The organism is Rhizobium sp. ZPR4, assembly GCF_040215725.1.
In the GTDB taxonomy this organism is placed as follows: Bacteria; Pseudomonadota; Alphaproteobacteria; order Rhizobiales; family Rhizobiaceae; genus Rhizobium; species Rhizobium rhizogenes_D.
Genome location: NZ_CP157967.1, coordinates 1,451,299 through 1,475,782 on the forward strand (window position 1 = coordinate 1,451,299; position 24,484 = coordinate 1,475,782).

The 24,484-nt window shown below is 58.9% G+C and carries 27 protein-coding genes, 1 tRNA gene and 1 pseudogene; 11 read left to right on the forward strand and 18 right to left on the reverse strand.

The window, feature by feature from the left end; all coding sequences use genetic code 11:
• Positions 1-7: 7 nt before the first annotated feature.
• From ABOK31_RS07145 to ABOK31_RS07160, 4 genes are all read right to left on the reverse strand, one after another.
• Positions 8-1,180 carry a septal ring lytic transglycosylase RlpA family protein gene (locus tag ABOK31_RS07145; RefSeq protein WP_349958268.1) on the reverse strand — a complete coding sequence of 391 codons (1,173 nt, stop codon included), beginning with the start codon at positions 1,178-1,180 and terminating at the stop codon, positions 8-10.
• A 331-nt stretch (positions 1,181-1,511) separates the two neighbouring features.
• Complete coding sequence (locus tag ABOK31_RS07150; protein ID WP_349958269.1) at positions 1,512-2,015, reverse strand: GNAT family N-acetyltransferase; 504 nt, start codon at positions 2,013-2,015, stop codon at positions 1,512-1,514.
• Between the two features lie 92 nt (positions 2,016-2,107).
• Entirely contained in the window at positions 2,108-2,980 is an 873-nt protein-coding gene (locus ABOK31_RS07155) for a sigma-70 family RNA polymerase sigma factor (protein ID WP_349958270.1), read from the reverse strand.
• Positions 2,973-3,596, reverse strand: a complete 624-nt coding sequence (locus tag ABOK31_RS07160) for a flavodoxin family protein (RefSeq protein ID WP_349958271.1) — start codon at positions 3,594-3,596, stop codon at positions 2,973-2,975. The genes ABOK31_RS07155 and ABOK31_RS07160 overlap by 8 nt, the downstream gene beginning before the upstream one ends.
• Before the next feature lie 225 nt (positions 3,597-3,821).
• Here ABOK31_RS07160 and ABOK31_RS07165 point away from each other — a divergent pair, with 225 nt between their 5' ends.
• Entirely contained in the window at positions 3,822-4,577 is a 756-nt protein-coding gene (locus tag ABOK31_RS07165; RefSeq protein ID WP_349958272.1) for an FkbM family methyltransferase, read from the forward strand.
• Between the two features lie 88 nt (positions 4,578-4,665).
• Here the strand turns inward: ABOK31_RS07165 and ABOK31_RS07170 are convergent.
• The 3 genes from ABOK31_RS07170 to ABOK31_RS07180 form a co-directional block, all read right to left on the reverse strand.
• Positions 4,666-4,755 (reverse strand) — tRNA-Ser (locus ABOK31_RS07170).
• A 73-nt stretch (positions 4,756-4,828) separates the two neighbouring features.
• Complete coding sequence (locus ABOK31_RS07175) at positions 4,829-5,083, reverse strand: tyrosine-type recombinase/integrase (protein WP_349958273.1); 255 nt, start codon at positions 5,081-5,083, stop codon at positions 4,829-4,831.
• Between the two features lie 56 nt (positions 5,084-5,139).
• Entirely contained in the window at positions 5,140-5,397 is a 258-nt protein-coding gene (locus tag ABOK31_RS07180) for a hypothetical protein (protein WP_349958274.1), read from the reverse strand.
• Positions 5,398-5,796: 399 nt separating this feature from the next.
• Here ABOK31_RS07180 and ABOK31_RS07185 point away from each other — a divergent pair, with 399 nt between their 5' ends.
• On the forward strand, positions 5,797-6,066 hold the full coding sequence (locus tag ABOK31_RS07185) for a hypothetical protein (protein WP_174174922.1): 270 nt from the start codon (positions 5,797-5,799) through the stop codon (positions 6,064-6,066).
• 60 nt (positions 6,067-6,126) lie between these two features.
• Here ABOK31_RS07185 and ABOK31_RS07190 read toward each other — a convergent pair whose 3' ends face one another.
• The 3 genes and pseudogenes from ABOK31_RS07190 to ABOK31_RS07200 all read right to left on the reverse strand — a co-directional run.
• Positions 6,127-6,357: a DUF1515 family protein gene (locus tag ABOK31_RS07190; RefSeq protein WP_349958275.1), complete on the reverse strand. Its 231-nt coding sequence runs from the start codon at positions 6,355-6,357 to the stop codon at positions 6,127-6,129.
• A 62-nt stretch (positions 6,358-6,419) separates the two neighbouring features.
• Complete coding sequence (locus ABOK31_RS07195; RefSeq protein WP_174174925.1) at positions 6,420-6,656, reverse strand: hypothetical protein; 237 nt, start codon at positions 6,654-6,656, stop codon at positions 6,420-6,422.
• Between the two features lie 129 nt (positions 6,657-6,785).
• Positions 6,786-7,111 (reverse strand): annotated as a pseudogene (locus ABOK31_RS07200) (site-specific integrase); the annotation flags it as partial.
• 576 nt (positions 7,112-7,687) lie between these two features.
• Between ABOK31_RS07200 and ABOK31_RS07205 the strand changes: the two are divergent.
• Positions 7,688-8,281: a DNA-3-methyladenine glycosylase gene (locus tag ABOK31_RS07205; protein WP_349958276.1), complete on the forward strand. Its 594-nt coding sequence runs from the start codon at positions 7,688-7,690 to the stop codon at positions 8,279-8,281.
• A gap of 77 nt (positions 8,282-8,358) precedes the next feature.
• Here ABOK31_RS07205 and ABOK31_RS07210 read toward each other — a convergent pair whose 3' ends face one another.
• From ABOK31_RS07210 to ABOK31_RS07225, 4 genes are all read right to left on the reverse strand, one after another.
• Entirely contained in the window at positions 8,359-9,903 is a 1,545-nt protein-coding gene (locus ABOK31_RS07210) for a DHA2 family efflux MFS transporter permease subunit (RefSeq protein WP_349958277.1), read from the reverse strand.
• Entirely contained in the window at positions 9,896-11,122 is a 1,227-nt protein-coding gene (locus tag ABOK31_RS07215; protein WP_349958278.1) for an HlyD family secretion protein, read from the reverse strand. Before ABOK31_RS07215 ends, ABOK31_RS07210 begins: the two co-directional genes overlap by 8 nt.
• Positions 11,115-11,579 carry a MarR family transcriptional regulator gene (locus tag ABOK31_RS07220; RefSeq protein ID WP_349958279.1) on the reverse strand — a complete coding sequence of 155 codons (465 nt, stop codon included), beginning with the start codon at positions 11,577-11,579 and terminating at the stop codon, positions 11,115-11,117. The genes ABOK31_RS07215 and ABOK31_RS07220 overlap by 8 nt, the downstream gene beginning before the upstream one ends.
• A gap of 306 nt (positions 11,580-11,885) precedes the next feature.
• Positions 11,886-12,167 (reverse strand): hypothetical protein, encoded by a 282-nt coding sequence (locus tag ABOK31_RS07225; RefSeq protein WP_349958280.1) that lies wholly within the window; start codon positions 12,165-12,167, stop codon positions 11,886-11,888.
• A gap of 180 nt (positions 12,168-12,347) precedes the next feature.
• Between ABOK31_RS07225 and ABOK31_RS07230 the strand changes: the two genes are divergently transcribed.
• Genes ABOK31_RS07230 through glp form a run of 5 tightly spaced genes read left to right on the forward strand, consistent with a single transcriptional unit; the run spans position 12,348 to position 17,836 of the window.
• Positions 12,348-14,240 (forward strand): SurA N-terminal domain-containing protein, encoded by a 1,893-nt coding sequence (locus tag ABOK31_RS07230; RefSeq protein WP_349958281.1) that lies wholly within the window; start codon positions 12,348-12,350, stop codon positions 14,238-14,240.
• A 25-nt stretch (positions 14,241-14,265) separates the two neighbouring features.
• Entirely contained in the window at positions 14,266-15,288 is a 1,023-nt protein-coding gene (trpD, locus tag ABOK31_RS07235) for an anthranilate phosphoribosyltransferase (RefSeq protein ID WP_349958282.1), read from the forward strand.
• Between the two features lie 6 nt (positions 15,289-15,294).
• The gene (trpC, locus tag ABOK31_RS07240; protein WP_349958283.1) at positions 15,295-16,110 is read left to right on the forward strand and encodes an indole-3-glycerol phosphate synthase TrpC; all 816 of its coding nucleotides are present in this window, start codon (positions 15,295-15,297) and stop codon (positions 16,108-16,110) included.
• A gap of 1 nt (position 16,111) precedes the next feature.
• Positions 16,112-16,606 (forward strand): cyclic pyranopterin monophosphate synthase MoaC, encoded by a 495-nt coding sequence (gene moaC / locus ABOK31_RS07245; RefSeq protein WP_174174940.1) that lies wholly within the window; start codon positions 16,112-16,114, stop codon positions 16,604-16,606.
• Positions 16,607-16,609: 3 nt separating this feature from the next.
• The gene (glp, locus tag ABOK31_RS07250) at positions 16,610-17,836 is read left to right on the forward strand and encodes a gephyrin-like molybdotransferase Glp (RefSeq protein WP_349958284.1); all 1,227 of its coding nucleotides are present in this window, start codon (positions 16,610-16,612) and stop codon (positions 17,834-17,836) included.
• A gap of 202 nt (positions 17,837-18,038) precedes the next feature.
• On the opposite strand, the gene ABOK31_RS07255 is transcribed toward glp, so the two are convergent.
• The gene (locus tag ABOK31_RS07255; RefSeq protein WP_349958285.1) at positions 18,039-18,911 is read right to left on the reverse strand and encodes an NmrA family NAD(P)-binding protein; all 873 of its coding nucleotides are present in this window, start codon (positions 18,909-18,911) and stop codon (positions 18,039-18,041) included.
• 45 nt (positions 18,912-18,956) lie between these two features.
• On the reverse strand, positions 18,957-19,379 hold the full coding sequence (locus tag ABOK31_RS07260) for a DoxX family protein (RefSeq protein ID WP_349958286.1): 423 nt from the start codon (positions 19,377-19,379) through the stop codon (positions 18,957-18,959).
• 116 nt (positions 19,380-19,495) lie between these two features.
• On the opposite strand from ABOK31_RS07260, the gene ABOK31_RS07265 reads away from it, so the two are divergent.
• Positions 19,496-20,401 carry a LysR family transcriptional regulator gene (locus ABOK31_RS07265; RefSeq protein ID WP_349958287.1) on the forward strand — a complete coding sequence of 302 codons (906 nt, stop codon included), beginning with the start codon at positions 19,496-19,498 and terminating at the stop codon, positions 20,399-20,401.
• 110 nt (positions 20,402-20,511) lie between these two features.
• Here the strand turns inward: ABOK31_RS07265 and gnd are convergent, their stop codons facing one another.
• Entirely contained in the window at positions 20,512-21,537 is a 1,026-nt protein-coding gene (gene gnd / locus ABOK31_RS07270) for a phosphogluconate dehydrogenase (NAD(+)-dependent, decarboxylating) (protein WP_349958288.1), read from the reverse strand.
• Positions 21,538-21,841: 304 nt separating this feature from the next.
• On the opposite strand from gnd, the gene tehA reads away from it, so the two are divergent.
• Positions 21,842-22,843, forward strand: a complete 1,002-nt coding sequence (gene tehA / locus ABOK31_RS07275; protein ID WP_349958289.1) for a dicarboxylate transporter/tellurite-resistance protein TehA — start codon at positions 21,842-21,844, stop codon at positions 22,841-22,843.
• A 31-nt stretch (positions 22,844-22,874) separates the two neighbouring features.
• Positions 22,875-23,246, forward strand: a complete 372-nt coding sequence (locus tag ABOK31_RS07280) for a VOC family protein (protein ID WP_349958290.1) — start codon at positions 22,875-22,877, stop codon at positions 23,244-23,246.
• A 32-nt stretch (positions 23,247-23,278) separates the two neighbouring features.
• Here the strand turns inward: ABOK31_RS07280 and ABOK31_RS07285 are convergent, their stop codons facing one another.
• Positions 23,279-24,412 (reverse strand): citrate synthase, encoded by a 1,134-nt coding sequence (locus ABOK31_RS07285; protein WP_349958291.1) that lies wholly within the window; start codon positions 24,410-24,412, stop codon positions 23,279-23,281.
• Positions 24,413-24,484 lie beyond the last annotated feature (72 nt).

A 24,484-nucleotide genomic window follows, 5' to 3' on the forward strand; every position in this document is an offset into this window, starting at 1 on the left:
ACGCCGATCAATCGACCTGCGTCGTACCCTGATGCTGGCGGCGATAGGACGAGAGGATCGATTCCTGCGTGAGGCCGTCGTTGCGAACCATGACGGCATCGAAGGCGAGATCGACGTATACGGTCTTGACCGGTGTCTCCTGATAGCCGGCAACCATGGAGCCCAGGGACTGGTTGTCGAGGCTTGCCATGCGAGGCGTAAAATCAGGTCGCTCGCGTGGGATCGGCCCGATCTGCGGCAGAACGATCATCACGGGATCGGCGGACTCAACGGCAGGCATCGCGCCGCCGTTCCAGGTCATCGGCGGCGGATTGTTGCGCCTGTCGCCATTATAAGCGGGCTTCGGCGCATCGGCGAAGGCCGTTGCCGAATAAGGCGACTGGCGCGGAATGGGCGCGATCGCCGGCGTAGCATCAAAGCTGCGCACCTGACGGCTGGCGCGCGTCGGTGTCGGCGTATACGAATCCGGCAGCTGATCCGCGGTCATGCGCCCGGCCGAAGCAACCATCACGCCGGTTGCGATCTGGCCGCCCGGATTGATGCTGGGCAGGCGCGAACCCTTCGGAATATAGGATGCCATCAGATAAGGCTCGTCATGACCGTCCATGCGGGCACGGCCGACATATTGCACGCGTACGTCGCCAGTGCCGCTGTGCTGGAGATCGAGTAGCTGCGCCGTCTTGTTGGAAAGATCGATGATGCGGCCGGGATGGTATGGGCCGCGATCGTTGACGCGGACGATGATGGAGGAGCCGGTTTCGACATTGGTGACGCGAGCATAGCTCGGCAGTGGGAACGTCGGGTGCGCTGCGGTCAGCGACTGCTGGTCGTAGACTTCGCCATTGGCCGTGAGGCGACCGTGGAATGCAGAGCCGTACCAAGACGCAATGCCGACCTTGTTATAGCCGAAATCTTCCTTGGGGTAATACCACTTGCCCTTCACCTGATAGGGATTGCCGACCATGAAGCGGCCGCCGCCCTTTGGCACCGGGCCGTTGTTGACGACGCGAGGGCTCGCCTTCACGCCGTATTCCTTCTCGGAGAAATATTCCTTGCCGTGCTGGCGCGTCGAAGCAACTTTTTGAGACGTTCCGCAGGCCGTGATGGTTGCGCACATCAGTGAGAGAGCAAACCAACGCATACCCGTTGCGTATGTCACTGCACGATTTTCGAATTTCATCTGTCCCAAGCCGCTACTCATTACTTTGACGGAGGTCTGCTACCGGTACGTCCCTCATTCCGGTATCCTGCTACGCTCCAATCACCTAACGGTGCTTTAATCATGATTGCAGTTTGTCCATTTTGCGATGCAAATTGAGCGCACTGAAGAAATTCCGAAGATCATGGTTAATGCCCAGTAAAGCATTGCCTGCTGCAAGTAGTGTCGGTCACGACCGCCCCGCTCCGGTAATGACTTGTTTTCTGGTCGCCATCAGTCGTTCCGGATTGCAACAGATGCACTCGGTTTGCCATGTGATGGGATTGTTGTGAGCAGTTTCGGCGCAGTTCTTTCAGGCGCCTGTATCAAGACGCATCAGTATTTCGTCATGATAGATATTGCCGACTTTTAGCGCTTCCATATCGACCGCCCAGGCCTTGAAGCCAAGAGATTCATAGAGGCGAATGGCTGCCGCGTTGGAGGATACAACCGTTAGTCGGATCGAGCGGCATGTTTGCCCAGCCTCGTCGATCGCCGCGATCATCAGGGAACGCGACAGGCCGGTGCCTCGCCCTTCCGGGCGCACATACATCCCCCAGATCGTGGCGATGTGGCGCATCTTCGTGCTCTTTGATCGTGCAACCGCGACGACGCCTACCAGCATTCCGTCATCTGCAAAGCCACCAAATATGGCATTGTTTTCAATCCTGTCGCCAATCTGGGTCAGCGAATAGTCCAGCTCTTCGTCGTGCGATGCGCCAAATGCTTCCGGGTGACGGGCCAGTCCTTCCAAGCGGATGTCCCTGAACATCGAAGCGTTGTCACGATCCAGACGGCGTATGCTGAAGCGCTGCATGCCCACCCCCTTTGCCAAGGCGCCATAGCAGCGCAAAGAAGATGTGGGTTTCGCATCTCCCGCTTCACGCCGTCAACCATCGATGCGACCCATCAATGCGGCAAAGTCTCGATAATGTGTCGCAGCTTGTCCGGATTGCGGGTGCAATAGATGGCAACAACCTTTTCCCGTTCGATCTGCAGCGCGGTCGTCTGCACCACATTGTCGGCTTCTATTGTCACGAAGCCTGGCAAGCCATCGATGACGGCATAGTGGATCAGTTGTGAGGGATGCGCGCGGAAAATTCGCGCCAGCTGCTCATGGAGCCGCATGGTGGCAGAAAGCCCGATGTGTGGTCGCTGCGACGTCGCCACCTTGCCGCCGCCGTCGGCATAGACAATGACATCCTCGGAAAGCAAGGTCCGAAGAGAGGCCATGTCTCCCGTTCTCGACGCCGTGAAGAAAGCCGCGGCAAGCTTGAGCCCCTGTTCCTTGCCGACGGCGAAACGCGGCCGGGCCTCAGTGACATGCGCCCTAGCCCGGCTGGCAAGCTTGCGGCAAGCGGCCGCCTCGCGACCGATCGCGGAGGAGATCTCATCGAAATCCATGCCGAACACGTCATGCAGCAGAAAGGCGGCCCGCTCCAGCGGCGAAAGTCGCTCCAAGGCCAGCATCAGCGGCATGGTTATATCGTCGGCGGCATCGCCATCCTCCGGATCGAAGATCGGCTCCGGCAACCAGGAGCCCACATAGGATTCCCGGCGACGGCGCGCGGATTTCAGCTCGTTCAGACAAAGTCTGGTGACGACGGTCCGCAGGAATGCCGCCGGTTCGCGAACGGAGGTGCGATCGGTCGCCAGCCAGCGTAGCCAGCTATCCTGCACGATGTCCTCCGCATCCGCGACCGACCCGAGCATCCTGTAGGCAAGCCTGACGAGGCGCGGGCGCAGCTCGGAAAAGATCGGGTCGAAGGATGTCTCACTCATGGGCCGCAAACTCGCGTGGAAATGGATCGAAGTCGCGGCCGCGAACGAATTGCAACGTAGCCAGCGCCACACGTTTTCCAAGATGGCGCGCGGTGGCAAGATCGGATGCGGGCGGCGCGGTTTCAGGGCCTTCATCCGTATTCGCCTGCGCCGCGGCGCCGAGCCAGAAGCCGAGACGGTTCATATCCTCTTCCGAACCTGTCGAAGAGCAGTTCGCCGGAGGAAGATCGAGACCGACCCAATGCATTCCATGCTGGGCTGCAAAAATCACCATCTGCATCAGCGTCGAAAGCTTGTCACCGGATCGTGATCCGGAGGTGGTGAAGCCGGCTGCGATCTTGTCCTTCCAGAGATAGCCTCTGGCGAGAACCGCATTCGACGTTGCCTCCTGGAATGTTTTAAATGGCGCGGAAACCGCGCCCATATAAGTCGGCGAACCGAAGATGATCGCCTGTGCCGCATTGAGATCGCCCCAGTGGCGCTCCACCTCATCGACGGTCAACAGCATGGCTTCTGCGCCGTCGACCTCCTCGACCCCCGCCCTGACGGCTTCGGCCTGTCTGCCCGTGTGCCCATAACCGCTATGATAGACGATTGCGATGCGCTGGCGGATCATTTGTCATCTCCTTTGGAAATAGCGTTGCGAAGGACAAGACAAGACAGGAATTCCCAATGTGACACGTCATGCTTCACCCTTGACGGCAATCAGCCCAAAATCGATCAAAACATTAGATATTAGTAATTATTGATCTACGTAGGGTGATCCTGTAAGACTGCGGGCGTTCGATGGGCCTGCCTTTCGGCAGGTCGTGTATGTTGGGTTAAAAGGGGGCATACCAAGATGTCTGAAGTCTTCGAACCGTTCATCGCGCGCGAGCGTTTTGTCGGGCCGCATAAGTTCGATATTCATATTCAGGACGAGTTGGGCCGGCAATGGTACAGCTACCCCAATCAATGGCAAAGCGAGCGGCAATGGTGGATCGATACCATCAGGCCGGGTGCCACGGTTCTCGAATGCGGTGCACATCAGGGGCTTACAACGGTTCTTCTGGCTCTGTGTGCGGGGCCGAGTGGTGTGGTCCACGCCTGGGAGGCATCTCCTGCCAACGCCGCCGTGATCGAACGCAATGCCAAGCTGAACGGACTGGAAAACGTCGTCGTCCATCCGCGCGCAGCCGGCGACCGGAAGGGCATGTTGCCGGTTCACGACAGCCAGGGTTCCTTCATGGTTCTGGCATCGGATCAGGACCCGAGAATGTCGACCAAGGTGGATGTCGTCAGGCTGGATGACGACTACGATCATTTGAGAAAGGTCGATTTCCTGAAGATCGATGTGGACGGCGCTGATCTCGAAGTATTGCTGGGGGCACCAAAGATCCTGTCCTATCGGCCCTATATCAATCTCGAACTGCACACTTTCCTCTTCGACAACCCGGTCAGGACGGTCTCCACGATCATGAAAATATTTGAGGATCTGAACTACAGCTTCAAAGTGGATGCCTATGACGGCAAAGAGGTGATCGATGTCGGCACATCCCCGGACATCGGCTGGCTGACGAGCTTCAAATTCGTACAGCTTTTCTGCACGCCGGTGTGAAGCCAATCGGCACGGCGCTAGCCAGCAGTGACCTCGGGCGGCATCAGAGCCGCCTGACCGTCAAAAATCTAATGATTTCATAAAAGCATGGCGGAAGAGGTGGGATTCGAACCCACGGTACGGTTTCCCGCACGCCGGTTTTCAAGACCGGTTCCTTAAACCACTCGGACACTCTTCCATCTATTTGATATTAAATGATTTTTCTCTTTAATACCAAGGAGTGAAATAGTCGTTTGCTACGCAGTTTGCAACTATTTCGTTTTCCGACTTGCGCTTATAGCGACTTGCAACGCCGCGTCAACTTGTTCAGCGGCATCAGCCTGCATTCCTGGCATCACAGGCGAGTAAAGATCAAGCGTGATCCCTATTGTTGAATGGCCTAAACGCTCGCTGGCGACCTTCGGATGGACGCCGGCGGCAAGCATCTGTGATGCATGGGTATGGCGCAGACCGTGGAAGCGAATAAGAGGTAAAGACGTTTTCCCCAAGCGGCCTTGTCCACTCATGGGTGAGAGAGACCGGCTTCAGCGGGCGACCGTCGACCTGAGCCACCACGAACGAGTCATAGTCTGGCCTGATGCCGATTTTCAAAAGCTCTTCCGCTTGTTTCGTCCGGTGAGCCTTCAGCTCTTTCAGCATCATCGACGACAGCGCCACTGTGGGCGATCCGCCGCCTTTCTTTGTATCGGACCTTGTCCTTCGTTTGTTCTGCACTCTCCCTGATGGAAAGCATGCGTCTGTTGTCGCCTAATTCGACATGGCGCCAGCGCAACGCCAGGATCTCCCCTCGCCTCAACCCGCACATCACGGCGAGAAGCATCGGTATAAACATCCTGCCTGGGTGGAAAGCTTCAATCAGAACCGCTGTCTGAGCTGCGTCATAGGCCAGCGTCTTTGTTCGCTCGACCTTCGGCGGTGTCGTGGTTGCTGCTGGGTTCTACAGGAGCCTAGTAGAAACACCACCTTTTGTGACGATGGACTAAACCCGCCCGGTAGCGATGATGGTTTTCTCAGCCAGAGGAACAGTCATGCGCAAAGCGTTTGCTATTTTAACGCTAGCTTCGTCAACGCTAGCGAACCGAGCTTTCACGAGTTCTCAGGCCAAGGTCCATACTTGATCGGGACTTTGGTCCGTGTTCACGCGCAGCGTTCATGGCATATTACATCTAAGGCGTGGATTAATGCCTCGCAGCTGTATGTAAATCGGAATGGAAAAGAAATGAAAAGAATCGTAATCGCGGCGCTGGCGCTCGCAACGACTTTGGCGGCATCGCCGGCATTCTCTCAGGTCTACTTTGAATACGGAGTTGGGCCTCGCTACGACTACGATCCGCCGCCACCGCGCTATTATCGCTATCCGCCAGCCTACGCATATGATGGATATTATGACGGCCCGCGCTATAGGTATCATCGCCGGTGCTGGACGGAGAGGCACTACGCTTACCGCCATCATCATCGAGTGATGGTGCGCGAAACTGTGTGCGACTAGTGCCCACCCTCAACCGGATATTCGCATAGGAGGTTCGTTGCCTAGCCTCCGCACCCTGCCTCATCCCCTCGAGGCAGGGCTATTTGCCGATAAGCAAAAGCCTATTCGCTTCAATGTATCGACAAACGACACGCCAAGCGCCATGCCGATGATCCCGATCATGCCTAACGCCCCCAGGCTCATGAGTTTCCATCGCTTCACGTCGTCGGTGACCGGCCGCATTTGCGAAACGTCTTCCTGAACCGCAGCCAGGTTGCCCTTGACGTTTCGGGTCTTTATAGACGTAGCCATAATAGCCCTCTGACGGCGCCGCCAATGTGGTGACGGCCATTGCAATGCCGGCTTTGGCGCGCTTACTCGCCATCTTCATTGCCTTTCAGGCTTTCTTCGGCGACAAGGCGACTGATCAGCGCTCCGCAGGTCACGAGGCCAGATAATGCGGCAAAGACACCGCGGGGCTTCGCGACGATCTGGTCAATGATCGCGAGTGCGATTCCGCAGCCGGACAGGATGCCGGCCACGACGATGAGGCGGATGCTCCGCGCACAACAAAGCACCCGGCCCACGTTCGGGACGAGTTTCGGTTTCATGAGCTTTTCTACTTTTGAGATAGCGGTGAGCTATTGCGGATTTGCGAACCCGCGACCCTCTGATTACAAATCAAGACGTAAAGCCTGAATTATATGGCGATATGCGCTATGTGTTGCATTCATGTTGCGTCAAGAGAGCACAAATTCCGCCGCCGCGGCCAGTTCGGAGCCGTCATCGATGCGCGGAAATAGATGCCATACGTGTCCATTGTCATCGCGATCGTCGAATGCCCCATGCGCTCCTGAACGAACTTCGTCGGAAGTTCCAAACCGCCATCCTTGCGACGATTGATGCATCATGATGCGAACCAATGTCTAAGGTAGTGCAGTCCCGAATATTTTGGTTCCAGCACCGGCTTACCGTCTTGGTCGCGCTCCGCGGTTTCGACGAAGAAACCAGCCTATATCCAAGCCGGATGCAGACCACGGCGCAGGATATTGTTCAACCCCTCTACCCAAGCGTGGATCATGATTTTGATAGTGTGATGTAAAGGCGGGAGTCTGGATTGTAGGACCGCGTCGCTTCCAGAGAAGCATCCAAACCATTCGAAAGCGCTTGTCTAAACCGGCAAAAACAAGGGGGGCCGGCCAGCTAAAGCGGCCGAACCCCCTTCGCCAGGTCAGGGGTCAAATCTGACTGAAGCAGGCTAATGATAAGCGAAGCTTAGTGTTTGTCAATTATCATCACGCAAAGCATCCGACCTCTTCATTTCGGCAAATCGAAGGCGTGGGCAAATAATCCTCATTTGCTGCCTCACTCTCTGCTATTCAGCTCTTTTGCAAATGGAGATTTATTTAAATCAATAAGTTGGATGGCTTTGTTAAAGAAGGGGGCGGCCGCGGATTTGCTGGTCCAGCGGAAGGAATGCTCTTTCCGGTGCCGTCGATCGGATTGTGTATCCTGGAAATCCGTCATGCCGGGGCTAATTGTCTGCTGTCCTTTCACCGAAATTTGTAGGAAAAGAGGTTCCAAAACTCTGCGTTTTTTACAAACGGTTCGGTGTCGACCAATCTGGATATCGCCCTCGCCCATGACACTTGACGATGATTCCCTCTCTCTTGGAGCCAAGCCTCTTACCGGCGATGCACTTGCCGCCTTCTTCAGCCGGGACGCCGTAGCAGTCGCCTCCGATCTGATCGGAGCGCGTGTGACCGTTGCGGGTGTCGGTGGACACATTGTCGAGACGGAGGCCTATCGGCCGGATGACGCGGCATCCCATGCCTATAACGGGCAGACGCCGCGCAATGCGGCCATGTTCGGGCCGGCAGGACATGTCTACATCTATCGGTCCTATGGCATCCACTGGTGCCTGAACTTTGTCTGTACCGGCGCGAGCGCCGTACTCATTCGGGCACTGGAGCCGGAGAGCGGCATCGAGGAGATGGTGAAGCGGCGCGGCCTTGCCGATATCGTTTCGCTTTGCAACGGGCCGGGAAAGCTCTCGCAGGCCTTGGCCGTCGACATAGGGCTTAATGGCCGTTCATTGGATGCGGCTCCGTTTTCGTTTTCGCTTGCGGAAAGGGTGCCGATCGTGGCGGGCAAGCGCATCGGCATCACGAAGAATGTCGATCCCCTTTGGCGTTTCGGAGCCGCCGGCTCGCGCTTCGTCAGCCGTCGTTTTTAGGGATGGATCAAAAATAAGCCGCCGGGGTGGCGCCCGGCGGCCGATAACCACGCAGTGAAACTGGAAAGGCTGCGCGGCTATTCCATTGCGACGCTGTGATCGACCGCCGGCGGCGCCTTCGGCTTGCGCAGGAGCACAAGCAGCGGCATGGCGCAGATCGACATCAGCATCAGCAGTTTGAAGTCGTCCATATAGGCGATGATGGTCGCCTGCGTCGTGATCATGCCATCAAGCGAGGCCCTGCCGACCGCCGTGAACGGGCTCACGCCCTGCGCGGCCGTGAGGTCGAAATAGCGGTTGAACGGCGTCACATAGGCGGCGATGTTGGCATGGTTGACCTGCGTGTTCTCCGTAATCAGCATCGAGACGACCGAAATGCCGACGCTGGAGCCGATGTTACGCGAGAGGTTGTAGAGGCCGGTCCCCTCGCCGCGCATCTGCGCCGGCAGCGTCGCAAAGGCGATCGTCGTCAGCGGCACGAAGAGGAAACCGAGGCCCGCACCCTGCACGAAGCCGACTGAAATCAGCGTCCATTGCGAAACATCCGGTGTCCAGCCTGTCATGTCGTACATGGCCCAGGCGGTCAGCGCGAGACCGATGAACAACAGCCAGCGCGTGTCCACCTTGCCGATCAGGCGCCCGACCAGGAACATGCAGAACATCGTGCCGAGACCGCGCGGCCCCATGACAATACCGGCTGTCACGACCGGATAACCCATCAGCGTTTGCAGATAAGGCGTCATCAGCGCCAGCGAAGCCAGATAGGTGACGCCGACAATGAAGATGAACAGGATGCTGACGGCAAAGTTCTGGTCCATGAACAGCCGCGGATTGACGAAACTTCGCTCGGCCGTGAACATGTGCACCAGGAAAAGATAGAAGGCGCTGACGCAGACGAGCGCCTCGATGATGATCTCACTGGAATAGAACCAGTCCAGCTGTTCACCGCGGTCGAGGAAAAGCTGCAGGCCGGCAATCGCGATCGAAAGCATGCTGAAGCCGAACCAGTCGAGCTTGGCAAGCGCATCGAGCTTCGTTTCGGTCACGTAGACGACGATGCCGAAGAAGGCGAGCGCGCCGATCGGCACGTTGATGTAGAACACCCAGCGCCAGCTGATATTGTCGGTCAGCCAGCCGCCGATGACCGGCCCGAGCACCGGGCCGACCATGACCGAGACGCCGAACAGCGCCATCGCGCGGCCGCGTTCCTCGACACTGTAGATATCGAGCAGAATGCCCTGCGACAGCGGCACGAGCGCGGCGCCGAAGAGGCCCTGCAACAGGCGGAAGCCGACGATCTGTATCAGCGATTCCGACAGGCCGCACAGGACCGAGGCGGCGACGAATCCGGCGATCGCTACTAGCAGAACGCGCTTGCGGCCGAACTTCGCAGAAAGAAAGCCGGAGGGCGGCGTCATGATCGCCGCTGCGACGATATAGGACGTCAGAACCCAGTTGATCTGGTCCGCACTGGCGGAAACGTCGCCCTGGATATGCGGCAGAGCGACGTTGGCGATGGTGGTGTCCAGCGCCTGCATGATGACGGACAGGATGACGCAGGCGGTGATCGCGCCGCGGTTGGCAACGGGTACCGCGGGAGAAGCGGTGGCGGTATTACTCATGATCCTGACCGCGGGAACGGCCCAGCAGGTTGGTAATGAAATCAGGCAGGCCGCGGGCATGGCCGGTGTCGACACCGGCGACGACACTCATCCCGACTCGCAGCGGAGGCTTGCCCGCCGTGTCGTCGATATTGATGATCATCGGTATGCGCTGTACGACCTTGACCCAGTTACCAGTTGTGTTTTGCGCCGGCAGAAGCGAGAAGCTCGAGCCGGATGCCGGCGAAATGCTGGCGACCGTGCCCTTCCACGTAACGCCCGGATAGGCATCGACCGAGATGTCGACCTTCTGGCCAGGCCGGACATAGGTGAGTTCGGTTTCCTTCGGGCTGGCATTGATCCACAGATGCGTGGTGGAAACCAGCGAGAAGCCCGGCTGGGAGGCCGTCAGATAGGCGCCGACCTGCAGCGAGGGTACGTTTGCGGTCACGCCGTCGAAGGGGGCCTTGACGACGGTGTCGTCAAGTTCGCGCTGCGCATTGTCAACCGCCGCCTTCGCCTGCAGATAGAGCGGGTTCTGCTCCGGAGGCAGATCGGCAGTACCTTCGCCGCCCAGCTGGGCGAGAGTCGCAGCGGCTGTGGCCTTTGCGACCAATACCTTCTGCTGCGCGGCTTCGAGATTGTGTCTGGCTTGGTCGAAGGCCGCCTTGGAAGCGACCGAATTGGTGATCAGGTTTTGCTGGCGGTCGAATTCCGTCTGATAGTACGGGATATCGGCCTGTGCCTGTGCAATTTCCGACAGGGATTGCTTGTAGCTCGCCTGCAGGTTCAGGATCTGGTTCCTGGCATTGCCGAGCTGTGCTTTCGCGCCCTCGAGCGCGATTCGGAAAGAATCCGGCTTCAGGCGAAAAAGCACCTGCCCTTTCCTAACGGTTTCGTTCTCATGCACGTCGATCGAGATCACCGTGCCGGAGACGTCTGTGGAAACCCCGACCATGTCAGCCTGGATATAGGCATTGTCCGTGGACATGATCTGTCCGCCGGTAACGTAGTAATAACCGCCGATGGCAAGTGCTATCGGAAGCAGCGCAAACATCACCGGCCGCGTCAGGCCGCGGCGCTTGCGCGGCGTTTCAGGAGGTGCAGCCGGTGTGGCCGGAACGGTCGTCGAGGGTTGCTGCGCCGGGTTGGAGGATGGGGCCTCGGCGACAGGAGTTTGACTTTGTTCGGAGGAGTTTGCGTTCGCGGGTACGCGAAGCGGAGAGGATGCTTCAGCCATGTTGTAACTCTTTGTCGACTGCCTTCGAACGGCAGGCGCTGACCAGGTTCGATTTCATAAGGGTAAGCAATTCATAGAGGCGTTCTTGATCTTCCTGAGAGGCGCCCTCGAGTGCTTCCCGGCGCGACTGTTCGCCTATGCTGCGCATGGTGTCCATTAGCGGACGAGCCTCTTCGCGCATGTAAAGAAGCCAGCTTCGTCGATCGTTCGGATGCTGCCGGCGTTCCACCAGCCCCCGTTCGCTGAGCTTGTCGAGGATACGCACCAGGGTGATCGGCTCGATTTCCAGAATCTCGGCCAGTCCGGCCTGATGGATACCTTCATTGTTCGCGAGGTAGGCAAGGGTCTGCCACTGCGAGCGTGTCAGGCCCAAATCCTTCGCACGCTGCTCGAATCTCTTTCGAAGCAGTCGAGCAACGTCATGGAGGAGAAAACCAACGGTGGGTGTCGAATTCATGGTATGAGGAGCCTGCTATTCATAAGCAACCTTATAATTGTCATTACCTATAGTAAGCGACCATGCGATACAAGAGGGTGGGCGTTCAACAAGTGGCGACGGTCAAGATGTCGCAGGGAGTGTCGCAAAGATGTCGCAGCAGGCGCTGGTTGTGGCGTATTTGGTGGGAACTACAGCTCTCAGGTGTGGCCGCCTCCACTTCCGACCAATTGAAAAGGCGCGGACGGTTCGTCCGCGCCTTTTCGGCAGTTTCGCAGCTGTGGTGGCTCGCAGGGCTCGTCCACCGATCGAAAGTTCGTCCTGAAGCTAGCGTCGGCTCAGGAGACCGATCAGATAGCCGATGCCGGCTGCGGCAGCGACCATGAAAATCGGGTCTTCGCGAACTCTCTCGCGCAACTGCTCGGTGATCTCCTGGGCTTCCTCCGCGACGACAGATTTCGCTCCCTGCCCCACAGCCGCCACGCTTTGTGACAGCTTTGCCAGATCTTCGCGCAACGCTGCGACCTGGGCGGCAAGATCCTCCATTGCCGTTTCCGTTTGTGCTCGTGCCGAAGACGACTGAGTGGAGGCTGATTTCGTCTCTGCCATCGTTTGCTCCTTGTGTTTCCGTATTGCTGAAACGCCGCCGCTTCTCAAAGGTTCCGGCATATTTGCGCCTCATCCGGCGATTTCCCCGCTGGCTCTTCAATTCCGGTTCGGATTGTTCTAAGGAACTCCGATTGTTTCGCCTGCGGGCGAAGACTTGATGATGACGAGGTTTGCTTTCCGATGTTCGACGTGCTGAGAAAAATCGCCCAGACCTGGGTTGCCAAGGGTTTGTTGCTTCTTCTTGCGGCAGCCTTCGGCGTGTGGGGCGTCGAGCGGTCCCTCATCACCGGTGGCAGCAGCAATACCGTTGTCACGGTTGGCGATCAGCACATTGATACCAACGAGTTCCGTCTCGCCTATCGCCGCCAGATCCAGGCGATCAGCCAGCAGCTGCGCATGCAGATCACGCCGGAGCAGGCCCGCGCCTTCGGTATCGGGCAGCAGACGGTCGCGCAGCTCGTCGCCGGCGCCTCGCTCGATCAGCTTGCCGCCGATATGAACCTCGGCCTTTCGCAAGACCGCCTTGCCAAGCTCATCGGCGACGATCCTGCTTTCAAGGCTGCGAACGGCGCCTTTGACCGTCAAAAGTTCGATATGCTTCTGCGCAATAGCAGCATATCGCCGGACGATTATATCAAGGAGCGCAGCAAGGTCGCGATCCGCAGCCAGATCGTCGAGGCGGTATCGAACGGCTTTATCGCGCCTTCGGTTCTTGTCGATGCGGTCAAGCAGTATCATGACGAGACCCGCAGCATCGATTATCTGCTGCTGACCAATGCCAATATCGATCCCGTTAAGGCGCCGGCCGACGACGTGTTGCAGAAATGGTTCGATGGTGTGAAGTCGAAATATCGTGCACCTGAATACCGTAAGTTCGCCTATGTGAAGCTGCAGGCCGAGGATATTGCCGATCTGGCAAGTGTTACGGATGACGAAGTGCGCGCGCAGTTCGACAAGCGCAAGGACAGCTTTACCACGCCGGGAACGCGCACCATCGAGCAGTTGACTTTCGCCAACAAGGATCTTGCCAACGCGGCCGCCGATGCGTTGAAGACGGGAACCACCTTCGACCAGCTCGTCTCCGACCAGGGCAAGAAGCCGTCCGACGTGCTGCTCGGCACCTTCACCAAGGATCAGGTTCCGGACAAGACCGTTGCCGAAGCTGCTTTCGCCGTCTCCAAGGAAGGCGGTACAACCCCGGTCGTGGACGGTTCGTTCGGCCCGGTCATCCTGCGCGTGACCAATGTAAAGAACGAAACGGCGAAGAATTTCGACGAGGTCAAGGAAGATATCCGCAAGCAGATTGCGCTCGCCAACGCCGCCAACGAAATCACCAGCGTCCACGACAAGTTCGAAGACCTGCGCGGCTCTGGCGCATCGCTGCAGGATGCAGCTTCGCAGCTCAAGCTGAAGCTCGTCACCATCGATGCGATCGATCAGACTGGCCTCGATCAGAAGGGCAATGAGATCAAGGATCTGCCGGCCCGACAGCAGCTGATTTCGGAAGTCTTCAAGGCCGATCAGGGCGGTAACCCTGCTCCCCTGACAGTCGGCAACGACGGCTACATCTGGTATGACGTCATGAACGTCACGCCCGATCACGATCGTCCGCTTGCCGAAGTGCGTGAAAAGGCCGTCGCCGACTGGACCGCGGAGCAGCAGAAGGTCGCGCTTGCCGCCAAGGCAACCGAGCTGAAACAGGCAGCGCAGAAGGGCAAGTCGCTTGCCGACATCGCCACGCCGCTTGGCATTGCCGTCGAAAGCAAGACCGGTATCACGCGCTCGACGGATGATCCGGTTCTCGGTCGCGGTGGTATCGCTGCCGCCTTCTCTGGTCCAATCGACACGGCCGCAAATGCCGTCGGCGCCGATGACACGACGCAGATCCTGCTCAAGGTCACCGATGTCAACGACAATCCGACGACAGATGCGCTGAGCAACGACGATCAGCAGGTCGCCCAGATCGCCAATGCGGCAGGCGACGACATCCTCGACCAGATGGTCAATCAGCTGCAGTCCAAATACGCCGTCACGGTCAACCAGAGCCTCGCCGAACAGGCGATGTCCCGCTAGACCCATACGGGAGGATGGATCATCAATGACAGAATTGAAGCCTTTCCTCGCCAAGGTCGCCAATCGTGAGGCGCTGACGCGGGACGAAGCCCGGCAGGCATTCGAAATCCTGATGTCGGGCGAGGCCACGCCGTCGCAGATCGGTGCCTTTCTCATGGCGTTGCGCGTGCGCGGCGAAACGGTTGATGAGATCGTCGGCGCCGTGACCACGATGCGGGCCAAGATGCTGCCGGTGAAGGCGCCGGCGGATGCCATCGATATCGTCGGCACCGGCGGCGATGGTTTTGGCACATACAATATCTCGACGCTGGCGGCATTCATCGTCGCCGGCGCCGGCGTGCCCGTCGCCAAGCACGGCAATCGGGCTCAGAGTTCCAAGGCCGGCACCGCCGACACACAGTCCGTATTGGGCATCAAGCTTGATATCGGACCGGAGACGATCGCCCGCTGCATTCGGGAAGCCGGTATCGGCTTCATGTTCGCGCAGCTGCATCATTCCTCCATGCGCCATGTCGGTCCCTCGCGCGTCGAACTCGGCACGCGGACGATCTTCAACCTTCTTGGTCCGCTTTCGAATCCCGCGGGCGCGCGCCGCCAGCTGCTCGGCGTCTTCGCACCGCAATGGGTGCTGCCGCTGGCCGAAGTTCTGAAGGATCTGAAAGCCGAGAGCGTCTGGGTCGTGCATGGCGACGGCCTCGATGAAATCACCACGACCGGCAAGACCTCCGTCGCAGCTCTGGAAAACGGCAAGATCCGCAGCTTCGAGCTGACACCATCAGATTTCGGTCTGCAGCATGCCGATCTTGCCGATCTCAAGGGCGGCGACGGCGTTGCCAATGCTGCGGCTCTTCGTGCGGTGCTGGGTGGCGAAAAGAACGCCTATCGCGACATCGCTCTTGCCAATGCGGCCGCCTCGCTGGTCATTGCCGGCAAGGCGGAAACGCTCCATGATGGCATGAAGCTCGCGGCCCATTCGCTCGATAGCGGCGCTACCGCCGTTGCGTTGGAAAAGCTCATTGCCGTTTCCAACGAGGAAGGACAGGGCTAGGACGTCATGACCGATATCCTTAGAAAGATCGAAGCCTACAAGCGCGAGGAAATCGCTGCCGCCAAGGTCAAGCTGTCGCTTGCCGATCTCAAGGCGATGCAGGCCGGGCAGTCCGCACCGCGCGGCTTTCACAAGGCGCTGCTGGCCAAGCAAGATGCCGGTATTTTCGGCCTGATCGCCGAGATCAAGAAGGCAAGCCCGTCCAAGGGCCTGATCCGTCCCGATTTCGACCCGCCGGCGCTTGCCAAGGCTTATGAGGCCGGCGGAGCGGCCTGTCTTTCGGTCCTGACCGATACGCCGAGCTTCCAGGGCGCGCCCGAATTCCTGACATCAGCCCGCGCGGCCTGCGCGCTGCCGGCACTGCGCAAGGACTTCATGTTCGACACCTATCAGGTACAGGAAGCCCGTGCCTGGGGTGCCGATTGTATCCTCCTCATCATGGCCTCGCTTTCGGACGATGATGCCGAGCGTCTCCAGGACGAAGCCTTCGGCCTCGGCATGGATGTGCTGGTCGAGGTGCATGACGCCGAAGAGATGGAGCGCGCGCTGAAGCTCTCCTCGCCGCTGATCGGCATCAACAACCGCAATCTGCGTACCTTCGAAGTCAGCTTGACGGTCAGCGAGAACCTGGCACCCATGGTGCCGAAAGATCAGCTGCTGGTTGGCGAAAGCGGCGTCTTCACCCATGCCGATTGCAAACGTCTTGAGGCCGCAGGCATCACGACGTTCCTCGTCGGCGAAAGCCTTATGCGCAAGGATGACGTCGCGGCCGCGACCCGATTGCTGCTGAACGGCGAAGCCGGCATTCTGGCGGCCGAGTGAAATGAGCACGCTGAAGGCCGGTCTCACACATATCGATGCCTCGGGCGAAGCGCATATGGTCGATGTCGGCGACAAGGCCGAAACGGCACGCAGCGCTACGGCTACCGGCTACGTCAAGATGAAGCCGGAGACCCTGGCGCTGATCCGCGAAGGCAACGCCAAGAAGGGCGATGTCATCGGCACGGCGCGGCTCGCCGGCATCATGGCAGCCAAGCAGACCAGCAATCTCATTCCGCTTTGCCATCCATTGATGCTGACAAAGGTGGCCGTCGATATCGAAGAGGACGCTGCCCTGCCCGGCCTGCGAGTGATCGCGACGGCAAAGCTGACCGGTCGCACCGGTGTCGAGATGGAGGCGCTGACGGCGGTTTCCGTCGCCTGCCTGACGATCTACGACATGGCCAAGGCCGCCGATCGTGGCATGGAAATCGGCGGCATCACTCTATTGGAGAAATCCGGCGGCAAATCGGGGGATTTCCGCCATCCGGGGGCCTAACACATGAGCCTATTGCCCGTCGCCGAAGCGCAAGCGCGCCTGTTGGACAGCGCCGCGCCGATCCATCGCTTCGAAAGCGTTCCGCTCGACATGGCCGAGGGTCGGGTTCTGGCCAAAGATCTGACGGCCCGCCTAACCCAGCCGCCTTTCGACGCCTCGGCGATGGATGGCTATGCGCTGCGCTTCGAGGATGCTGCAGCGCCTGGTTCGGAACTGCAGGTCATCGGCGCCTCCGCCGCCGGCCATGCCTTCGATGGCAGCGTCGGCAAGGGCGAAGCAGTTCGCATCTTCACCGGCGCTCCCGTTCCGTCAGGCACCGATTCGGTTCTCCTGCAGGAAGATGCGGAGCGCCTGGAAGGCGATCGTATCCGCACGACCTATCCCTTGCGCAAGGGGCAGCATATTCGCCCGCGCGGACAGGATTTCCTGGAAGGCGAAGCTGTGCTTCCCGTCGGTACGGTGATGGACTTCTCGCGGCTCACTGTCGCCGCGGCCATGAATCATCCGGCATTGGATGTCTATCGCCGGCCGCTGGTGGCGATTCTCGCGACCGGCGATGAGCTCGTCGCTCCGGGCAATGAACCAGGGCCATCGCAAATCATTGCCTCGAATACCTTTGGCATTGCCGCACTCGCGCGCAATGCCGGCGCCCATGTGCTTGATCTCGGCATCGTTGCCGACGACAGCGACGAGATTACCGCTGCCATTGGCCGTGCGCAGGTGGCAAAGGCCGATATCATCGTCACGCTCGGCGGCGCCTCGGTCGGCGATCACGATCTGGTGCAGGCGACGATGATCGCCGCGGGGATGAAGCTGGATTTCTGGCGCATTGCCATGCGCCCCGGTAAGCCCCTGATGGTCGGTAGCCTCGGCGACATGCATGTCCTCGGCCTTCCCGGCAATCCTGTCTCCAGCCTCGTCTGCGGACTGCTTTTTCTCGAACCTCTGATTCGCAAGCGCGCATCCCTGCCTCCGGTAAAGCGTGAAGGCATTGCACGCGCCGCCGTGCCCTTCGCCGCGAACGATCAGCGACAGGATTACGTCCGCGCGACGCTGACGAAAGCTGCCGACGGGGGCTGGCTCGCCGAGCCCTTCTCCAAACAGGATTCGTCGATGATGAAGGTCTTTTCGCGCGCCGACTCCCTGGTCGTGCGTCCGCCGCACGCGCCGGAGCTTGAGGTGGGGGCGACGACTGGGGTGATATTTCTGCGCCCGGATCTGCTCGGCTAGAGCCGTTCCACTTTTCTTCGAATCGCGAAAACGCTCTATCTGTTTGTTTTTACGCAATTCCGGACGGAAAACCGCGCTGTTCGGGAAGTCGGAACATTGGGCGGGAGTAAACACCCCGTTTTGACTTGAACTGTTGAGTGCTTCCCGCGATACGTCCGACGCAGAGACGGGAAGCTTCCGTCACGCCTGATGCTTCCGGGACTTACGTCTTGGCGGCGTTCTGTGCAGCCTCGAAGACTTCGCGTGCTGTCGTCGTACCCGCTATGTGCTCCGTACCCTCGACTCCGAGGACCATCCATCCTGCATTCACGGCTTCAAACATTTCTTCGGCAGGTCCGGTGCGGCCCTTCGGAATGCCTAACTGCTCGAACGCTTCCGCCCACCCTGCACGCGGGACTGCAAAGGCTCTCACGTCGAGTTTCAGGACTTCACCCAATTGCGCAGCAACTTCATCCGCACTGACCATCGAACCGAGCTCGATGACGCGCTGCCCTGACCAGGCTGGCCCGGTCAAAAGGGTTGCGACTTCCGCCCCGATGTCGTTCGTCGCGACCATGGTCGATTTCCGGTCTGTTGGATTGTAGTAGACCGGTAGCGTTCCGCCCTGAGCGATCTGCAAGCCGTAGAGGAAGTTTTCGAAGAAGCCGCCTGCGCGCACAAATGCGATTGGGGATGTCAGGTCGCGAAAACCCTGTTCCAGAAGCGACAAGGCGGTGATCATCCCGAGCCCGCTGGTTCTGTTCGCACCCATTGATGAAAGTGCAACCACGCGCGGCGGAGCTGCCTTGGTGAGCGCCTCGACATAGTTTGCAATCACGCCCTTTGCTTCTTTGTAATCGGGCGAAGGCGCCCAGACAGACGGCAACATGACAAATGCGCCTTCGACGCCTTTGAGCGCATGCTCGATGGCCGCCGGATCATTCCAATCGCCGTCTACCAATTCCACGCCCTGGTTTGCCCAGCTCGAAGCCTGCTCGCGATTACGGACCAGCGCGCGCACTTGCCCGCCGCGCGCCAAAAGGTGTTTGGCCGTTGCGCCGCCCACTTTCCCTGTGATTCCCATTACTAAAAACATGTATTTTCTCCTGATGTTGCGGGACAGACTGATGCCCCCGTTGGTTCAATGGATAAGCGGCAGAATGGCCCGTACACGGGGATCGCGCAGATAGAGGCTGCCCCATGTCATCGCGCCCAGAAGCAGGGAAATAAGTTCCGGCGGCGACCCCAACTCACCGACGCGGACATGAGCGCAGATGGCGCCTCCCAGAAAGCCGGTCACCAGGATCGCGCCGAGAACGGCGGTGGCCGGAATGGCGTAGAGGATGGCGCAGGCGAGTATGATCGGACCCACGATACGGGTCAGGTCCATGGCGAACCCGGTTTCCTGCAACATGCTCGCGATCTGCGCTGGCGCGAAGAGCTGTATAGCCCCATCTGTCACCAGAGCGATAACGACAAACGCGCTCATCATCCGACCGGCTAACTGGGCGCGATACAAGTTCATGGTTTCAGGCAACTGACGCAGGTTCATGGTTTTAGACACTTGTCGTTCTCCGAAAGGATCATCTAATTTCGAAGCTACTGTGTCTCCACGGTATGATAAACATCTTGGAATTGAACTGACTGTTCTCTCAGAAAAGAACAATATCGAGGCACGAAATGCAGAATCTCGAACCTATCCTCATTTTTATAACAGTCGCGGAAATGGGAAGTTTTACTCACGCAGCCGATAGCCTGGGCATCCAAAAGGGGAGAGCCTCAACGGCGGTCCGGAAGCTGGAAGAAGATGTGGGTGTCAGGCTCCTTCACCGGACGACGCGCAGTGTGCAGTTAACGGAGGATGGACGCGCATTTCATGCCCGCGCCCGTGATCTGCTTGCTGAAGTTGATGACCTGCACTCGATGTTCGCAGGCGATAGCGTAGCACTCCGCGGGCGTTTACGGGTCGATCTCCCGACCGAAGTGGCGCGCACAACGATCGTGCCGGCCTTGCCGGCCTTTATGGCGACCCACCCCGAGTTGGAGCTGGAGCTGTCGAGTAGCGATCGCCAAGTTGATCTGGTTCAAGAAGGATTTGACTGTGTATTGCGGCTTGGCCCCATCAGGGACGAGACGCTGATCGCCCGCTCACTGGGTTTCTTGCGCATGGTCAATGCTGCCAGTCCCGCCTATTTGGCGCGCTACGGCATTCCTCGATCGCTGGAAGATCTCCGGCGTCAGCAACATCGGACAATTCATTTTTCGACGATGCTGGGCGTAAAACCCCATGGGTGGGAATATCCGGACGGTGATGGCTACGCGACGTTTCAGTTACCTGGTTCGCTACACGTCAACAGCGCGCAGACCTACGACGCCGCCGCCCTCGCCGGCCTTGGCCTGATTCAGGCGCCACTCTTGGGGATTGGCCAATACTTAGAGAGTGGAGCGCTTGTGGAGATCATGCCCGATTTTCGTCGCCGGGCGATCGCCGTGTCTCTTGTCGTAGCACATCGGAGCAATCTGTCGCGCCGAGTTCGCGCATTCATGACATGGATCGAAGACCTGCTGACGCCCTATCTGGAATAGATAGCCGCTTTCGCGATGACTCATTTTTCCCGGAACGGCGGCAAACGAGACAAGCAAGAGCCGGGAGGTTTGACCCACCCGGCCCATATTTCTTCAGATCGGTAGACCGATTACTTCGCCGGCTTCTCATGGTGACCGCCGAAGCCGGCGCGCATGGCGGAGAGAACCTTGTTGGCGTAGTCGTCATTGCCGCGCGAAGCGAAGCGCCCGTAAAGCGCGGCGCTCAGCACTGGCGTCGGAACACCCTCGTCGATAGCGGCCGAGATCGTCCAGCGGCCTTCGCCGGAGTCGGAAACGCGACCGGCATATTGCGAAAGCGCCGCGTCGCCATGCAGGGCGTCGGCCGTGAGGTCGAGCAGCCAGGAGGTGATCACGCTGCCGCGGCGCCAGACTTCGGAAATTTCGGCGATGTCGAGATCATACTGATAGTATTGCGGATGCGAGAGCGGCGCTGTTTCGGCGTCCTTCTCGGCCGTCTGCTTGCCGATATTGGCGTGATGCAGAACGTTCAGGCCTTCGGCATAGGCGGCCATCAGGCCATATTCGATGCCGTTATGGACCATCTTGACGAAGTGGCCGGCGCCGGACGGGCCGCAATGCAGATAGCCCTGCTCCGCCGTGCTGTTCTTGGCGGCTTCTTCGGAACGCATCTTCGAGGGTGCTACGTCGCCGACACCCGGAGCAAGCGTCGCGAAGATCGGCGAAAGATGTTCGACGGTTTCCTTTTCGCCGCCGATCATCAGGCAATAGCCGCGCTCCAGGCCAAAAACGCCGCCACTGGTGCCGACGTCAACGTAATGGATACCCTTCGGTTTCAGCTCTTCGGCGCGGCGGATGTCATCGTGATAATAGGAATTGCCACCGTCGATGACGATGTCGCCCTCTTCGAGAAGCGGCACGATCGCGGCCAATTCCTGGTCGACGATTGCTGCCGGCAACATCAGCCAGACAACGCGCGGCTTTGCGAGTTTCGACACGAAATCCGCGAGAGACTTGCTGCCGGTGGCACCGAGCTGCTCCAGCCCCTCGATGCTTTCCGGACGCGCATCGAAAACAACCGCGCTGTGACCGCCTCTCATCAGGCGCTGCACCATGTTGTTGCCCATACGGCCAAGGCCAATCATTCCGATTTGCATATGTCAGTCTCCTAGGACGGTTTTAATCGTTTGAATGTTCAATAGAGACATTTCGCAGTATTTTCCAATGAACAAATGACGGGCGAGCTATGCACAGGCCAGACAGCGAAGAAAAATTCGCCCGTTCACGCATCTGTGATATCGCTTGGTCAAACCTCCCGCTTTTCATCATGATCGCGCTTTGCCGGTTTCGAGGAAAGCTGTATTTTGCTCTCCCATTCGCGTCGATGGATTTAGCATCGATCTCGGTTCTTTACATCATTCTCTTTAGGGCGGCGCTCATACAGGGCGTCAAAGGGGGCATATGGCTGCGTCTTTGAAATTGCCGCTGGTTCCAGCTTCATTTTTCGGTGTGGTTCTGGGGCTTTCCGGTCTTGCCAATGCCTGGCGTGTGGGCGCACGCATCTGGCACCTGCCGGCACTTGTCGGGGAAGTGCTGACCTTTCTGGCGCTGGGCGTCTGGCTGGTGCTGATCGTGCTCTACGCTATGAAATGGATGGTGGCGCGCGAGGAGGCATTCAAGGAAGTGGCGCACCCAGTTCAGTGCTGCTTCATCGGCCTTGTCGGTGTCGCGACTATGCTGGTGGCCGGTGGCCTCCTGCCCTACTCGCGCATCGGTGCCGAAACCATATTCCTGATCGGCGCCGTTTATACCCTGGCATTTTCCGTCTGGCGCACCGGAGGGCTCTGGCAGGGCGAACGTGATATCGCGACGACGACCGCCGTACTCTATCTGCCGAGTGTCGCCGGCAGTTTCGTCACTGCCATCGTCGGCGCGGCGCTTGGCTTTCCACAATGGGCGCAGCTTTTCTTTGGCGCAGGCTTCTTCGCCTGGCTTGCCATCGAATCCGCCCTGCTGCATCGCCTGCTGACAGGACCGGCACTCGTGCCGCCACTGAGACCGACCCTCGGAATTCAACTGGCCCCGCCGGCCGTTGGTGCGCTTGCCTATATCAGCGTTACGCAAGGCCCTCCCGACATGCTCGTCCATGCAATGATCGGCTACGGCTTGCTGCAAGCCCTGATCATGTTGCGTCTCCTGCCCTGGATCATGAAAGAAGGCTTCAGTCCGGCTTATTGGGCTTTCACCTTTGGCGCGACAGCGTTGGCGACTGCCCCGATGCGCCTTGTTGAACGTGGTGATGTCGGCCCAGTCACGCAACTTGCCCCCATTCTCTTCGTCGCCGCCAATATCGTTGTCGGTTTGATCGCGCTGGCGACGATCTGGCTGATTGCCAACCGCAAACTCGTGATCGGCTGGGTCGAACTTGCCGATCGCGGCGCTGGCGCTATTGGTCAGAGGTGATGGAGCTTAATCTCGCTGTTAGGAGGGCCATATGCTTGATCATGTGACGATCGGAGTTCGTGATTTCGAGCGATCGAAGATCTTCTACGACACGATATTGCGCGCCATCGGCATAGAACGTCTTTATGCCGAAGGCGAAAGTTTTGCGGGCTATGGCATTGGACAGAAGGCTTTCTTCTGGATCGGTCAGCGCGATGCTTTGCAAACAGGCACGCATATCGCCTTTGCTGCCTCAAACCGGAAAATCGTCGATGAGTTCCATCGAGTCGGGATTATCGCCGGCGGCACCGACAACGGTGCTCCCGGTCTGCGCCCCCATTACCATCAGAACTATTATGGCGCTTTCATTCTCGATCCGGATGGCCACAATATCGAAGCTGTTTGTCACTTGCCGGTGAACTGAGGGCGCGCGCTCTATTTCCCGGTGGAATGAGATCAAGGCACTGACGGCCCCACATAGCGCGCCCGCGGCCGGATGAGCCTGCCGCTCGTCGATTGCTCCATGGCATGTGCAAGCCAGCCGACCGTCCGTGCCAGCGCGAAGATGATCAGCGGCGCATCCTCCGGGAGATGATAGGCGTGGGTCATCGCTGTCAAAGCGAAATCAACATTGACGCGTTCTCCGACCAGCTGTTCTCCGACATCTCGAACCCTGGCGAAAAGTGGCGGCAACGTGAAACAACCAAGTAGCGCCTCGCCGCGAATATCGACATCCGGGTAAAGCTGATGACCGAAAGCCGGCAATGGCCGTCCTTCCGCCAGATAGCTGCGGACCGCCTCGTCCACCCCAATCGTAGCCGCCCGTGCGATCAGCGTGCGCACGCTCTGCCATGCGCCGCCATGCAGTGGCCCCGTCAGCGTAGAAAGACCCGACAGAGTGGCGGCAGATAACGTTGCACCGGCGGATGCCGTGATCCGCGCTGTGAAGGTCGAAGCGTTCAGCTCGTGATCGGCAAGCAAGACGAAACTGCGGCGGATCACATCGGCTGCGTCGGGGCGCATCCAGGCCGTGGCAAGACGTCGATGCAGCGGTTGATCCCATGCGCCGGGTGCCAAGGCTTCTGCCACCGTGCCGAACACGCTTTCGGCTTCGTTCTGCAAGGCCGGAAGCGAGCGTCCAAGTGATGGCAAGTCGCCTGTTATGCGCTCTGCCAATGCTGAAAACGCGGCGTTCAGGGAAGGAAGTCTTTGCCGAGCCGCGTTTTGCTCGAATCGCAACGGCCGCTTCATATCCCACAGCAGCAATGCGACATCCTCCAGACTCGCGCTTTCGGCAAGCACTGCCGCGTCGCTGCCGCGATAGAAAAGCCTGCCGTTCGAAACCGTCGACAGCGCTGATGGCAATACCGGATCGCCCCATTGAATGGCCTCGGCTGCCACCGCCTCGGTCTTGCGCCGTCCGGCATGGCGGGTAGCCAACCGCTTGACGTCATCGGCGAAATAGAGGCTGCGTCGTGTATCGGCGGGATCGGCTTTCGCACGAATGCGCCCGCGGCTGACATTGGCGTACAGCGTCTGCGATTTCGTTCCCAGCAGGTTCAGCGCCTGCTCCGCCGTCAGCCAGCTCATCGGTCCTCATGTTGATCAATTGCATCAAGATTGACGTCAATAGAAATAGGCCCGATCTAATCGGATAGTCAA

Coding starts and splice junctions, on each gene's coding strand:
- ABOK31_RS07190 (WP_349958275.1), bottom strand. CDS start 6,357: ATGGCTACGTCTATAAAGACCCGAAACGTCAAGGGCAACCTGGCTGCG.
- ABOK31_RS07215 (WP_349958278.1), bottom strand. CDS start 11,122: ATGGCTGAAGCATCCTCTCCGCTTCGCGTACCCGCGAACGCAAACTCC.
- ABOK31_RS07225 (WP_349958280.1), bottom strand. CDS start 12,167: ATGGCAGAGACGAAATCAGCCTCCACTCAGTCGTCTTCGGCACGAGCA.
- ABOK31_RS07180 (WP_349958274.1), bottom strand. CDS start 5,397: ATGCTTCTCGCCGTGATGTGCGGGTTGAGGCGAGGGGAGATCCTGGCG.
- ABOK31_RS07185 (WP_174174922.1), top strand. CDS start 5,797: ATGAAAAGAATCGTAATCGCGGCGCTGGCGCTCGCAACGACTTTGGCG.
- ABOK31_RS07280 (WP_349958290.1), top strand. CDS start 22,875: ATGCTTGATCATGTGACGATCGGAGTTCGTGATTTCGAGCGATCGAAG.
- ABOK31_RS07230 (WP_349958281.1), top strand. CDS start 12,348: ATGTTCGACGTGCTGAGAAAAATCGCCCAGACCTGGGTTGCCAAGGGT.
- ABOK31_RS07175 (WP_349958273.1), bottom strand. CDS start 5,083: ATGAGTGGACAAGGCCGCTTGGGGAAAACGTCTTTACCTCTTATTCGC.
- ABOK31_RS07205 (WP_349958276.1), top strand. CDS start 7,688: ATGACACTTGACGATGATTCCCTCTCTCTTGGAGCCAAGCCTCTTACC.
- ABOK31_RS07165 (WP_349958272.1), top strand. CDS start 3,822: ATGTCTGAAGTCTTCGAACCGTTCATCGCGCGCGAGCGTTTTGTCGGG.
- ABOK31_RS07160 (WP_349958271.1), bottom strand. CDS start 3,596: ATGATCCGCCAGCGCATCGCAATCGTCTATCATAGCGGTTATGGGCAC.
- trpC (WP_349958283.1), top strand. CDS start 15,295: ATGACCGATATCCTTAGAAAGATCGAAGCCTACAAGCGCGAGGAAATC.
- trpD (WP_349958282.1), top strand. CDS start 14,266: ATGACAGAATTGAAGCCTTTCCTCGCCAAGGTCGCCAATCGTGAGGCG.
- tehA (WP_349958289.1), top strand. CDS start 21,842: ATGGCTGCGTCTTTGAAATTGCCGCTGGTTCCAGCTTCATTTTTCGGT.
- glp (WP_349958284.1), top strand. CDS start 16,610: ATGAGCCTATTGCCCGTCGCCGAAGCGCAAGCGCGCCTGTTGGACAGC.
- ABOK31_RS07145 (WP_349958268.1), bottom strand. CDS start 1,180: ATGAAATTCGAAAATCGTGCAGTGACATACGCAACGGGTATGCGTTGG.
- moaC (WP_174174940.1), top strand. CDS start 16,112: ATGAGCACGCTGAAGGCCGGTCTCACACATATCGATGCCTCGGGCGAA.
- ABOK31_RS07285 (WP_349958291.1), bottom strand. CDS start 24,412: ATGAGCTGGCTGACGGCGGAGCAGGCGCTGAACCTGCTGGGAACGAAA.
- ABOK31_RS07210 (WP_349958277.1), bottom strand. CDS start 9,903: ATGAGTAATACCGCCACCGCTTCTCCCGCGGTACCCGTTGCCAACCGC.
- ABOK31_RS07150 (WP_349958269.1), bottom strand. CDS start 2,015: ATGCAGCGCTTCAGCATACGCCGTCTGGATCGTGACAACGCTTCGATG.
- ABOK31_RS07265 (WP_349958287.1), top strand. CDS start 19,496: ATGCAGAATCTCGAACCTATCCTCATTTTTATAACAGTCGCGGAAATG.
- ABOK31_RS07255 (WP_349958285.1), bottom strand. CDS start 18,911: ATGTTTTTAGTAATGGGAATCACAGGGAAAGTGGGCGGCGCAACGGCC.
- gnd (WP_349958288.1), bottom strand. CDS start 21,537: ATGCAAATCGGAATGATTGGCCTTGGCCGTATGGGCAACAACATGGTG.
- ABOK31_RS07195 (WP_174174925.1), bottom strand. CDS start 6,656: ATGAAACCGAAACTCGTCCCGAACGTGGGCCGGGTGCTTTGTTGTGCG.
- ABOK31_RS07155 (WP_349958270.1), bottom strand. CDS start 2,980: ATGAGTGAGACATCCTTCGACCCGATCTTTTCCGAGCTGCGCCCGCGC.
- ABOK31_RS07220 (WP_349958279.1), bottom strand. CDS start 11,579: ATGAATTCGACACCCACCGTTGGTTTTCTCCTCCATGACGTTGCTCGA.